Source organism: Streptomyces sp. NBC_00236 (genome assembly GCF_036195045.1).
Classification (GTDB): Bacteria; Actinomycetota; Actinomycetes; order Streptomycetales; family Streptomycetaceae; genus Streptomyces.
This window is the reverse complement of sequence record NZ_CP108100.1, coordinates 4346960-4359219: the sequence shown is the minus strand read 5'-3', so window position 1 is coordinate 4359219 and position 12260 is coordinate 4346960. Positions and strand designations below refer to the sequence as shown.

Annotated in this window: 11 protein-coding genes; 3 read left to right on the top strand and 8 right to left on the bottom strand. The window is 69.2% G+C overall.

Annotated elements, in window-relative coordinates:
• Positions 1 to 233 precede the first annotated feature (233 nt).
• Complete coding sequence (locus tag OG446_RS19705) at positions 234 to 491, top strand: DUF3073 domain-containing protein (protein WP_328895287.1); 258 nt, start codon at positions 234 to 236, stop codon at positions 489 to 491.
• 330 nt (positions 492 to 821) lie between these two features.
• On the opposite strand, the gene purM is transcribed toward OG446_RS19705, so the two are convergent.
• Both purM and purF read right to left on the bottom strand, forming a co-directional pair.
• The gene (gene purM, locus OG446_RS19700) at positions 822 to 1895 is read right to left on the bottom strand and encodes a phosphoribosylformylglycinamidine cyclo-ligase (protein ID WP_328895286.1); all 1074 of its coding nucleotides are present in this window, start codon (positions 1893 to 1895) and stop codon (positions 822 to 824) included.
• A gap of 60 nt (positions 1896 to 1955) precedes the next feature.
• The gene (gene purF, locus OG446_RS19695; protein WP_219568711.1) at positions 1956 to 3482 is read right to left on the bottom strand and encodes an amidophosphoribosyltransferase; all 1527 of its coding nucleotides are present in this window, start codon (positions 3480 to 3482) and stop codon (positions 1956 to 1958) included.
• A gap of 463 nt (positions 3483 to 3945) precedes the next feature.
• Here purF and OG446_RS37210 point away from each other — a divergent pair, with 463 nt between their 5' ends.
• Together OG446_RS37210 and OG446_RS19690 are read left to right on the top strand one after the other, a co-directional pair.
• On the top strand, positions 3946 to 4038 hold the full coding sequence (locus tag OG446_RS37210) for a putative leader peptide (RefSeq protein WP_443050169.1): 93 nt from the start codon (positions 3946 to 3948) through the stop codon (positions 4036 to 4038).
• Positions 4039 to 4523: 485 nt separating this feature from the next.
• Positions 4524 to 5966 (top strand): sulfatase family protein, encoded by a 1443-nt coding sequence (locus tag OG446_RS19690; protein WP_328895285.1) that lies wholly within the window; start codon positions 4524 to 4526, stop codon positions 5964 to 5966.
• A gap of 24 nt (positions 5967 to 5990) precedes the next feature.
• Here the strand turns inward: OG446_RS19690 and OG446_RS19685 are convergent, their stop codons facing one another.
• The 6 genes from OG446_RS19685 to purS form a co-directional block, all read right to left on the bottom strand.
• Entirely contained in the window at positions 5991 to 6854 is an 864-nt protein-coding gene (locus OG446_RS19685) for an META domain-containing protein (protein WP_443050278.1), read from the bottom strand.
• 37 nt (positions 6855 to 6891) lie between these two features.
• Positions 6892 to 7692, bottom strand: a complete 801-nt coding sequence (locus tag OG446_RS19680; protein WP_328895283.1) for a maleylpyruvate isomerase family mycothiol-dependent enzyme — start codon at positions 7690 to 7692, stop codon at positions 6892 to 6894.
• A 76-nt stretch (positions 7693 to 7768) separates the two neighbouring features.
• Positions 7769 to 8407 carry a TetR/AcrR family transcriptional regulator gene (locus OG446_RS19675; protein ID WP_328898346.1) on the bottom strand — a complete coding sequence of 213 codons (639 nt, stop codon included), beginning with the start codon at positions 8405 to 8407 and terminating at the stop codon, positions 7769 to 7771.
• A 613-nt stretch (positions 8408 to 9020) separates the two neighbouring features.
• On the bottom strand, positions 9021 to 11270 hold the full coding sequence (gene purL / locus OG446_RS19670) for a phosphoribosylformylglycinamidine synthase subunit PurL (RefSeq protein ID WP_328895282.1): 2250 nt from the start codon (positions 11268 to 11270) through the stop codon (positions 9021 to 9023).
• On the bottom strand, positions 11267 to 11947 hold the full coding sequence (gene purQ / locus OG446_RS19665) for a phosphoribosylformylglycinamidine synthase subunit PurQ (protein WP_328895281.1): 681 nt from the start codon (positions 11945 to 11947) through the stop codon (positions 11267 to 11269). The genes purL and purQ overlap by 4 nt, the downstream gene beginning before the upstream one ends.
• Entirely contained in the window at positions 11944 to 12204 is a 261-nt protein-coding gene (purS, locus tag OG446_RS19660) for a phosphoribosylformylglycinamidine synthase subunit PurS (protein ID WP_136330173.1), read from the bottom strand. The genes purQ and purS overlap by 4 nt, the downstream gene beginning before the upstream one ends.
• Between the last annotated feature and the right edge of the window lie 56 nt (positions 12205 to 12260).

Below are 12260 nucleotides of genomic sequence, written 5' to 3'. Positions count from 1 at the left end.
TCCGGTCGGCGGGTCGCATGCCAATATGAGGTTAAAATCGCAGTTGACCAGCGAGGACCAGCTCCTCGCGGGTCCTCTTCCGAGGCACGTGATGCGGGCGGCGTACCGTATGGCCGCGGAAGCAGGTACCGTTAAAGCACAGGTACGGCCTCTCTGCCGAGAGTCCGTCCTGAAACATGAACGCGTGTCAAGACTCTGGGGCCGTCGAGCCCCGTCACCGAGGGGGTCGAGCCATGGGGCGCGGCCGGGCAAAGGCCAAGCAGACCAAGGTCGCCCGTCAGCTGAAGTACAGCAGCGGCGGGACTGACCTGTCGCGTCTGGCCAATGAGCTGGGCGCATCACCTTCGAGTCAACCACCGAACGCCGAGCCGTTCGAGGACGACGACGAGGAAGATGACCCGTACGCACAGTACGCGGATCAGTACAACGACGACGAGGACGCGGACGCGGACGATCAGTCCGGGCCGTCGTCACAGCGCCGCGGCGCTTGACCTCGCGCTGACACATCAACCCGGTCCGGGCTCGTCCCGGACCGGGTTCTGTGCTGTCCCGGTCCGGAGCGTGCGCCGTTCTCGGCCTTCACCGTGGGCGACCCGGGCGTCATGTTCATGGCGTTCGGTTGGGCTCCGATCTCGCGCATGTCCATGCTGGTCGGACAATGCCTCACCCTCGCGCATGTCCATGCTGGTCGGACAGTGCCTCCACCCTCGCGCATGTCCATGACGCTCGGCCTGGGCGCCGCGTGGCCCGTGGTGTCCGTGCGGGCGGGCCTCCACGGCCCGCCCGCCGCCACCTGAGGGCATCCTGCGCGGGGCCCGCACTCAGCGCGCGTACCCGCCCACGAGCTCGGCGCCCGTCGTGTGCGCACCGCGGTCGGTGATCTCGCCCGCGACCCAGGAGTCGACGCCGCGGTCGGCCAGCGTCGTCAGGGCCGCGTCCACCGATTCGGCGGGGACGATCGCGATCATGCCGACACCCATGTTGAGCGTCTTCTCCAGCTCCAGCTGCTCGACCTGACCGGCCTTGCCGACGAGGTCGAAGACCGCGCCGGGCGTCCAGGTGGAACGGTCCACCGTGGCGTGCAGGGTGTCCGGGATGACCCGGGCCAGGTTGTTGGCCAGACCGCCGCCGGTGACGTGGCTGAAGCCGTGCACCTCGGTCGTACGGGTCAGCGCCAGGCAGTCCATGGAGTAGATCCTGGTCGGCTCCAGGAGCTCCTCGCCGAGCGTCCGGCCGAACTCCTCGACCTCGCGGTCCAGCGACCAGCCGGCGCGGTCGAAGACGACGTGGCGGACCAGCGAGTACCCGTTGGAGTGAAGACCGGACGACGCCATCGCGATGACGGCGTCACCCTTGCGGATGCGGTCCGGGCCCAGCAGGCGGTCGGCCTCGACCACGCCCGTACCGGCACCGGCGACATCGAAGTCGTCCGGGCCGAGCAGGCCGGGGTGTTCGGCGGTCTCGCCGCCGACCAGGGCGCAGCCTGCCAGGACACAGCCCTCGGCGATGCCCTTCACGATGGCCGCGACACGCTCGGGATGCACCTTGCCGACGCAGATGTAGTCGGTCATGAAGAGCGGCTCGGCGCCGCAGACGACGAGGTCGTCCACGACCATGCCGACGAGGTCGTGGCCGATCGTGTCGTACACGCCCATCTGCCGGGCGAGGTCGACCTTCGTGCCGACGCCGTCCGTGGCGGAGGCGAGCAGCGGACGCTCGTAGCGCTTGAGCGCCGAGGCGTCGAAGAGTCCGGCGAAGCCGCCGAGGCCGCCGAGGCCCGCGACCTCGGGGCGCTGGGTCTTCTTCACCCACTGCTTCATCAGCTCTACGGCGCGGTCGCCGGCCTCGATGTCGACGCCCGCTGCCGCGTAGGAAGCACCTGTTGTCTCAGACATTGCCTGGGATCTTTCGTGTGGAAATACGGGGCTGGTGGGAAGGCTGCCGAGCGGTCCGGGTCACGGACGGCGCAGCGCGTCGGCCGCGGCTGTCGCCGCAGGGCCTGCCGCCAGCTCGGTCTCCAGCAGCTGCTTGCCGAGCAGCTCCGGGTCCGGAAGCTCCATCGGGTACTCACCGTCGAAGCAGGCGCGGCACAGGTTCGGCTTGTCGATCGTCGTCGCCTCGATCATCGCGTCGATCGAGATGTACGAGAGCGAGTCGGCCCCCATCGACGTGGCGATCTCGTCGACGGACATGCCGTTGGCGATCAGCTCGGCGCGGGTGGCGAAGTCGATGCCGAAGAAGCAGGGCCACTTCACCGGCGGGGACGAGATCCGGATGTGGATCTCGGCGGCGCCGGCCTCGCGAAGCATCCGGACGAGTGCGCGCTGGGTGTTGCCGCGGACGATCGAGTCGTCGACGACCACCAGCCGCTTGCCCTTGATGACTTCCTTGAGCGGGTTCAGCTTGAGGCGGATGCCCAGCTGCCGGATGGTCTGGGACGGCTGGATGAAGGTCCGGCCGACATAGGCGTTCTTCACCAGTCCGGCGCCGAACGGGATGCCGCTGGCCTCCGCGTAACCGATCGCGGCGGGGGTGCCGGATTCCGGTGTCGCTATGACCAGATCGGCCTCGACCGGGGCCTCGGCTGCCAGCCTGCGGCCCATCTCCACCCGGGAGAGGTAGACGTTGCGCCCGGCGATGTCGGTGTCGGGGCGGGCCAGGTAGACGTACTCGAAAACGCAGCCCTTGGGCTTCGCTTCTGCGAAGCGCGAGGTACGCAGGCCGTTCTCGTCGATGGCGACGAGCTCGCCCGGCTCGATCTCGCGGACGAAGCTGGCGCCGCAGATGTCGAGGGCGGCGGACTCGGAGGCCACCACCCAGCCGCGTTCCAGCCGGCCGAGGACCAGCGGGCGGATGCCCTGCGGGTCACGGGCCGCATAGAGGGTGTGCTCATCCATGAAGACGAGGGAGAAGGCACCCCGCACCTCGGGAAGCACCTTGGCGGCGGCCTCCTCGATGGTGAGCGGCTTGCCGTCGTCGTCGGTCTGGCCGGCGAGCAGAGCGGTCACCAGGTCGGTGTCGTTGGTCGCTGCGACCTGGGTGGCACGGCCGTCCTTGCGCGGAAGGTCGGCGACCATCTCGGCGAGCTGGGCCGTGTTGACCAGGTTGCCGTTGTGACCCAGGGCGATCGAGCCGTGCGCGGTCGCACGGAACGTCGGCTGCGCGTTCTCCCACACCGAGGCACCGGTGGTGGAGTAGCGGGCATGACCGACCGCGATATGGCCCTGGAGCGATCCCAGAGACGTTTCATCGAAGACCTGCGAGACCAGTCCCATGTCCTTGAAGACCAGGATCTGGGACCCGTTGCTCACTGCGATGCCCGCGGACTCCTGTCCACGGTGCTGCAGGGCATACAGTCCGAAATAGGTGAGCTTGGCGACCTCTTCACCCGGAGCCCAGACACCGAAGACGCCGCAAGCGTCCTGGGGGCCTTTCTCTCCGGGGAGCAGGTCGTGGTTGAGTCGTCCATCACCACGAGGCACGCCACCGAGTGTAGGCGAGATCGACCACTGGTCCGAATTGGGGACGCCCCGCCGGACTGCGGAAGATTCGCCCCCGGGACCCCCTCCAGGGCCGCACCGAAGAGTGACCCACAGTGATCACCGCCCGAGGGTGAACGGCCGGCCGCAGCCGCCTCGGGGCAGTTGCCGCCCGGATCGACGGCAGGTTACCGACAGGTTCCGGCCACGGAACCACAGAGCGGACGGGCCGGTTCGTGGCACTCCGTGAGGAGCCCTGCCACGGCCTCGCGCGGGGTGGCCGAACGCTCGTTTCGTGGCGAGCCTCACACCGGGTGCCCGCGGGGGCGACCGGTATGCGGCTTCTGGTGACGCCCGAAGAGGTTCCTGCGGAAGCCGGGAAAGCCATCGGCCGGCCCGGCAGGGACCGTCCGGAGTGCGAGACCGGCGTTGACAGGCGCATGCCGCGTTGGCAGGCTCGTGCCTCATGCAGCCCCTCGGTGATCACTCGATCACGCTCATGGAGCGCCGTCACGTCGATCTGGGACGTGTTTCGAGCGCCATCTGTCGCCACGCCTGAGTCACCGGCGCGCGCGAGGGCTCTCGCTTCTCTTCATCTCTTTGGCTCGTCGGCTCGTTGTCTCGTCGGCTCGTCGGCTCGTCGGCTCGTCGGCACCCTGTCTCGTCGCCTCGTTGCCCAGTTCTCCCGTTGCCTCGCTCTCCCGTTGTCTCGTTGCCTCGTTCTCGACGAGCGCGCTGGGCGCCTCGGGAGTGATGGGCCCGGTAGGAGCAATGGGCTTGATGGGCTCGACGGGGCTGGCGGCTTCGTGAACGAGTGACTTCGAGGCCCCCGAGACTTCTTGCGCCGCTTACGCCTCCTGCGCCCTCTGCGCCCTCTGCGCGTCCGTAACTCGCCGTCCGGCCCGCACGCATCCGGGGCCGCGCAGCCGGTCCCGCACGCCTCCACACCCGCACCGCACCCGTTTCGGCACCCGCCGCCGACGAGCGGGACGGACCCCTTCACCTTTGCCGCCCCGCGCGGCCGAGTCCTGCCCTGGAGCAGTCATGCCTCTTCGCAATTCGAACATCAGTTCCGGCAATCCATTGACGCGCCGCGCCTTCGGAACGGCTGTGGGCGCCACGGCCGCGACCGCCGCAGTGGGCCTGCCCGCCACCCCTGCCACCGCCGCACCGACGGAGACGGCAGCGCGCGAGCAGCCCTTCCGGGCGGCCCGGGGCCGGCACTCGCGGCGGCCCAACATCCTCTTCATCCTCGGGGACGACCTCGGCTGGGCCGACCTCTCCGCCTACGGGTCGCCGGACATCCGCACCCCGAACCTGGACCGGCTCGGCCGGCAGGGCGTGCGGTTCACCGACGCCTACGCCGGGTCCGCGACCTGCTCACCGACCCGGTTCAGCCTGTACACCGGCCGCTATCCCGGGCGCACGAAGGGCGGTCTCGCCGAACCCATCGCAGACCGCTCGGTCGGTCTCGACCCCACCCACCCGACCCTCGCCTCGCTGCTGCGCGGCACCGGGTACGCGACCGCGCTGATCGGGAAGTGGCACTGCGGCTATCTGCCGGACTACAGCCCGACCAAGTCCGGCTGGGACGAGTTCTTCGGCAACTTCGGCGGCGCCCTGGAGTACTACTCGAAGCTCGGTCTCGGCGGCGAGTACGACCTCTACGAGGGCGATGCCGAGTACAAGGACCTGCGGTACTACACCCGCATCCTCACCGAGCGGGCGAGCGAGTACGTACAGCGCGACCACGAGAAGCCGTGGCTGCTGAACCTGAACTTCACCACGCCCCACTGGCCCTGGATCGCCGAGGGAGACACGGCCGAGAGCGCCGAGATCGTACGGAAGATCAAGGAGGGCGGCCTCGGGGGGCTGTTCCACACCGACGGGGGCTCGCTCGCCAAGTACAAGGAGATGGTCGAGGACCTGGACCGGTCGGTCGGCGAGGTGCTGAAGGCCCTGAAGCGGTCCGGCCAGGAGGAGGACACCCTGGTCTTCTTCGCCAGCGACAACGGCGGCGAGCGCTTCTCGTACCAGTGGCCGCTCACCGGCAACAAGAGCTCCCTCCAGGAGGGCGGTATCCGGGTCCCGGCTCTGCTGCGCTGGCCCGCCAGGATCGATCCGCACCAGGTGAGCGACCTGCCGCTGTTCTCGCCCGACTGGACGGCGACGCTGCTGGAGCTGGGCGGGGCACGGCCCGACCCGGCCTACCCGCTCGACGGCATCAGCCTGGCCGGATACCTGCTGCGCGGCGAGCAGCCGAAGGAACGGAACCTGTTCTGGCGGGTCCGCGGGGAGCGGGCACTGCGACGCGGCGACTGGAAGTACTACCGGGGCAAGGGCGGGGCGGATCGGCTCTTCAACCTGGCACAGGACCAGCGGGAGCAGGCAGACCGGGCCGCCGCCGAGCCGGAGCTCCTGGCCGAACTCCGGGCGGCTTGGGAACGAACGGACGCCGGGCTGCTGCCCTACCCGAAGACCTCCTGATCCCCTGCCGCTGCATCACCTTCTCTACCCTTCCGACCCCTCTTCCTCCTTCTCCGGAGCAGAGGCCGCGAGTCCCTTGCCGTCCGGTGCGGTGAGGGACAGCGTGCGGTGGGTGATCCCGTAGGCCGTCCGCTTCCCGTCGAGCACGTCGAGCAGGGCGCGCTCCAGCCGCATCTCGGGGTCCGGGCACATCTTGCGGGTGGTGACGAGTCGGCCGAAGGCGATGGTGGTGCCGGAGACGTCCGCGGTGCCGCGGAAGCTGTTGCAGCCGAGGGCACCCCGGACGGTGCCGTCCTTGCCGAACGTGAGGTGCGCCTTGTTCGCCGTACCCGCGGGCAGGGACGAGGCGACGGAGCCGGAGACCAGGGTGGTGATCCGCCAGCGCGTTCCGGTGAGCGGGGCCGGGGGCCGTGCGGTGAGCGCGATGGTGCCGCCCTTCGCCGTAGTGAGGGTGAGTCTGTCGCCCTTGGCCGCGACGGTGAGCTTGCCGCTGAAGGCCTGCGAGAGCAGGGCCTCGAACCGCTGGATGTCCGGCGCGCATCCCATCTCGGTGGTCGTGCCCGGCTCGACGGTGAGCGTGTCACCGTCGAGCCGGGCCTCCGCGGTGAACCGGTTGCAGCCGTAGTTCCCGCTCGCCCGCCCGTTGGCGTCGATTTCGAGATGGGCCCCGGCCGGGGCCGCAGAGCGCTTCCCGCTGACCGTCACCGATTCGATTTCCCAGCGGATGCCGGTGATCGGTGCGTCGCTCCGCACGGTGCCGCTGCCACCACTGCTGCCGGAACCGGTCCTGGACTCGTGGCCGGAGTCGGCCCCGGGACCCGGCTCCGTACCGCAGGCGGCAAGGGCGAGAAGGGTCAGAACGCTGACAGCCAGACTGTGACGGTGCATGGCCATGGGACGGCCGGCACCGGCGATCCGGTTCCCGTCACCCCATCAGGGGGAGCAGCGCAGCAAGATCCGCCCGTTCACCGCTGGCGCTGACCTTGGCCTCGTCGAGCTCGCGTGCCCATTGCGTACGTCCGGTGGCGAGCCTGATCCAGGTGAGCGCGTCGGTCTCGACGACGTTGGGCGGCGTACCTCGGGTGTGCCGGGGCCCCTGGACGCACTGGACCACCGCGAAGGGCGGCACCCGCACCTCGACCGAACCCCCCGGTGCCTTCTCCGCCAGGGCGTCCGCGAGCAACCGGGTGCAGGCGGCGAGCGCCTGACGGTCGTACGGGATACCCAACCCGGTCGCCTCGTTGAGGTCGTACGTGTGGACCACGAGCTCAACGGTGCGCGTCACCAGGAAGTCCCCGAGCCGCATGGCACCCACCCGGGTCGCCAGCAACCGGTCCTCGGAGGCGCCCGGCACCAGTGACTCGAACCGGTCGGCCACCTCGCCGTACAGCGCATCCACATCGGGGTGGGCGGCGGCAAGCGCCACGGTGTCGTCGGCGATCCGGCCGGCTCGGCCCGCCGTGGAGAACGGCCACTCCAGCAAGGTCACCTCCGGCTTGGCGAGGACGGGCTCGGGCAGCTCCAGGTTTCTGCTGACGTGCGAGAGCGCCATGGTCAGGTGGACGGCGAGCTCACGCACCGTCCACGCACCGAGCCCGCTCGGCCGTTCAAGTTGCTCGGGAGTCAGGGTTCGTACGGCGGACCGGATTTGGGAGAACTGCGCCAGGACGGCGGCACGGGTCCTGACCGGGTCGTAGCGGCGGGCGCGCTTCTGGGACGGCGGCATGGACGGGAGCCTACGGCGTACCGCCGCACCCGATGCCACAGCGCCGGCTACGACACCACCACCGCCCGACCCTGGGTCAGGCCCGGGTCGCGAAGTCGCCCAGGCCGTTCTCGAGCAGATCGAACGCCCGCCCGGCAAGAACCGCGGCATCCGAAGCGATGGCCTCAGCAGACTCGCCGGCCAACAACCGTCGGTGGTTCTCGCTGATCAGGGCGTTACGGGTACCGATCAGCTGGGCTGCCACGATGCGCGCGACGGCCCGGTCCTCCCCCTCCTCGACCAGTACGTCGACGAGCAACTCGTCGCTGCGGGCGAAGAACGCGCGGGCACGGGTGAGCAGTGCGGGCGTCTGCTGGATCAACTGGAGGAGCCCGAGCGCTACCGGAGAGTCACTCATCCCGACCGACGGGTCCCGGCTTTCGACAGCGGCCAGGAACTGGCGGCGCATGCCGGCCACTACGGACTCGCCCCGCACCCGGTCCCGCACCACCTGGGCGACGTCCCCGATGTGCTCCTCCATAGGAGCGAGAACCAGGTCTTCCTTGCTGTCGAAGTAGTTGAAGACGGTCATCTTCGACACGTCGGCCGCTTCGGCGATCTCCGCGACGGAGACCTGGTCGAACCCGCGCTCTCCGAAGAGACTCGCGGCCTCGGCAAGCAGACGGCGTCGCGTCTGGATCTTCTTGCGCTCGCGCAGGCCCATCCCCTCGGTCAGCATGACATCACTGTACCAGGATGAAACTTATACCCAGGCAAATATCTGCCCAGGTGCATGACCAGGCGGAGAGTGGCCCTTCCCGCCATTACGGCACCACCACCGCCCGCCACCCGCCGCTCGGCTCGGCTTCCGGGCCAGCCGGCCTCCGAGGGCCTGCAGCGCACCTGAATCCGGAACAGGGCGCCCGTCGCAGCTTCCCCGGCCCTGAACGCCTCGCCGTCGGCCGGAAGACCTGTCCCACGCCAGGCGAACGGAATTCCCACCGCTACGTCGCTGCGTCCACTCCTGGATCGTCCATCAGCTGGTTCCCGACCATGCCGCCCGGACCGAGCACATCCCGTACGCATGCCTCTGTCAGCATCAGGCAGATCAACGCGGGACCGGAATTCCGGCTGAGGTGGTCACGCCGGCCGTGCGATGCGTGCACCACCGTGCCACCCCGATCCCCACCTCGGGCTCCGCCACGATGTCGATCGCGCAGGTCCGCCCGTAGCCGTGTGTCCCGTGGCTCGGCACCTCGTTCGCCGAACTGTTCACGCCACGCGCAAGCCCCCACCCGGTCGAAACCGGGCGGGGGCCTGCGCGAAGGGTGACGGACGTGTCCGCCGGGCTACGCGAGCAGCGCGGGGATCGTCCCCTCGTGTGCCGTACGCAGCTCGTCCAGCGGAATGCTGAACTCGCCCTGGATCTCGATCTCCTCGCCGTCCACGACGCCGATCCGGGTCACGGGCAGACCTCGCGCCCCGCACATGTCGTTGAAGCGGAGCTCCTCGCTGCGCGGGACCGAGACGATCGCGCGTCCCGCCGACTCGGAGAACAGGAACGTGAACGCGTCCAGTCCGTCCGGCACGACCAGCCGGGCACCCTTCCCGCCACGCAGGCAGGACTCGGTGACCGCCTGGATCAGGCCGCCGTCGGACAGGTCGTGCGCCGCGTCGATCATGCCGTCGCGGGACGCCGAGATCAGGATCTCGCCGAGCAGCTTCTCGCGGCCCAGGTCGACCTTGGGCGGCATGCCACCGAGGTGCTGGTGGACGACCTCGGACCAGGCCGAGCCGCCGAACTCCTCGTGGGTGTCACCCAGCAGGTAGAGGAGCTGGCCCTCTTCCTTGAAGGCGACCGGCGTACGCCGCGTGACGTCGTCGATCACACCGAGCACGGCCACGACCGGCGTCGGGTGGATCGCCGTCTCGCCGGTCTGGTTGTACAAGGACACGTTGCCGCCGGTGACCGGGGTCCCCAGCTCCAGGCAGCCGTCCGCCAGGCCGCGAGTGGCCTCGGCGAACTGCCACATGACGTCCGGGTCCTCGGGCGAACCGAAGTTCAGGCAGTCCGAAATGGCGAGCGGCTTCGCACCGGAAGCGGCGACGTTGCGGTACGACTCCGCCAGCGCGAGCTGCGCGCCGGTGTACGGGTCGAGCTTCGCGTACCGGCCGTTGCCGTCGGTCGCCATGGCCACGCCGAGGTTGGACTCCTCGTCGATGCGGACCATGCCTGCGTCCTCGGGCATCGCGAGCACGGTGTTGCCCTGCACGAACCGGTCGTACTGGTCCGTGATCCAGGCCTTCGACGCCTGGTTCGGCGAGGAGACCAGCTGCAGAACCTGCTCGCGCAGTTCGGCACCGTTGGCCGGGCGGGCCAGCTTGCCGGCGTCGTCGGCCTGCAGCGCGTCCTGCCAGGACGGACGGGCGAACGGACGGTGGTAGGTCGGGCCCTCGTGGGCGACGGACCGCGGCGGCACGTCCACGATCTGCTCGCCGTGCCAGAAGATCTCCAGCTGGGAGCCCTCGGTCACCTCACCGATGACGGTGGCGATGACGTCCCACTTCTCGCAGATCTCCAGGAAGCGGTCCACGTGCTGCGGCTCGACGATCGCGCACATGCGCTCCTGCGACTCGCTCATGAGGATTTCCTCGGGCGAGAGGGAGGAGTCGCGCAGCGGCACGGTGTCCAGCTCGACGCGCATGCCGCCGGAGCCCGCGGAGGCCAGCTCGGACGTGGCACAGGAGAGCCCGGCGCCGCCGAGGTCCTGGATGCCCGCGACGAGCTTCTCCTTGAAGATCTCCAGGGTGCACTCGATGAGGAGCTTCTCCTGGAACGGGTCGCCGACCTGGACGGCGGGCCGCTTGGTGGGCTTGGTGTCGTCGAAGGTCTCCGAGGCGAGCACGGAGACGCCGCCGATGCCGTCACCGCCGGTGCGGGCGCCGTAAAGGATCACCTTGTTGCCGGGGCCGGAGGCCTGGGCCAGGTGGATGTCCTCGTGCTTCATCACGCCGATGCAGCCGGCGTTGACGAGCGGGTTGCCCTGGTAGCAGGCGTCGAAGACGACCTCGCCGCCGATGTTGGGCAGGCCGAGACAGTTCCCGTAGCCGCCGATGCCCGCGACGATGCCCGGCAGGACGCGCCGGGTGTCGGGGTGGTCGGCCGCACCGAAGCGCAGCGGGTCGACGACCGCGATCGGACGGGCGCCCATGGCGAGGATGTCGCGGACGATGCCGCCGACGCCGGTGGCCGCGCCCTGGTAGGGCTCGATGTACGAGGGGTGGTTGTGCGACTCGACCTTGAAGGTGACCGCGTAGCCCTGGCCGACGTCGACCACACCGGCGTTCTCACCGATACCGACGAGCATCGCGTCGTTCTCGGGAACCTTCTCGCCGAACTGCTTGAGGTGGACCTTGCTGCTCTTGTAGGAGCAGTGCTCGGACCACATCACGGAGTACATGGCGAGCTCGGCGCCGGTGGGACGGCGGCCCAGGATCTCGCGGACCCTGGCGTACTCGTCCTCCTTGAGGCCGAGCTCCTTCCAGGGCTGCTCCACGTCCGGGGTTTCGGCCGCGTGCTTGACCGTGTCCAGGCTCATGCGTTGACCAGCTTCTTGATGATGGAGGTGAAGAAACCGAGACCGTCGGTACGACCGGTGCCGATCAGCGGCTCCACGGCGTGCTCCGGGTGCGGCATCAGGCCGACGACGTTGCCCGCGGCATTGGTGATGCCGGCGATGTCGCGCAGCGAGCCGTTGGGGTTCACGTCCATGTAGCGGAACGCGACGCGGCCCTCGGCCTCCAGCTCGTCGAGCGTGCGCTCGTCGGCGGTGTAGCGGCCGTCCATGTTCTTGAGCGGTACGGAGATTTCCTGGCCTGCGGAGTAGTCCGAGGTCCAGGACGTCTCCGCGTTCTCGACGCGGAGCTTCTGGTCGCGGCAGATGAAGTGCAGGTGGTTGTTGCGCAGCATCGCACCGGGCAGCAGATGCGCCTCGGTCAGAATCTGGAAGCCGTTGCAGATGCCGAGAACCGGCATGCCCGCCTTCGCCTGCTCGATCACCGTCTCCATGACCGGCGAGAAGCGGGAGATGGCTCCGGCCCGCAGATAGTCGCCGTAGGAGAAACCGCCCGCGAGGATGACCGCGTCGACCTGGTGCAGGTCCTTGTCGCGGTGCCACAGCGATACGGGTTCGGCGCCGGCGACCCGTACGGCCCGAAGGCTGTCCTGGTCGTCGAGCGTGCCCGGAAAGGTGACGACTCCGATACGAGCAGTCACTTCGACTCCTCGGCCTTCTCCACCTTCACGGTGAAGTCCTCGATCACGGTGTTGGCGAGGAACGTCTCGGCCATCTCGTGAATACGAGCGAGCGCGGCGTCATCGACCGGCCCCTCGATCTCCAGCTCGAAACGCTTTCCCTGACGTACGTCCGCGATTCCCTCGAAGCCGAGACGGGGCAGCGCACGCTGCACAGCCTGTCCCTGCGGGTCGAGGATCTCGGGCTTGAGCATGACGTCGACTACGACGCGTGCCACTGGCACTCCCGGTGTGGTGGTGTGGTGCGGCTGTTTCTCCGGGGGGTTCCCCAGAC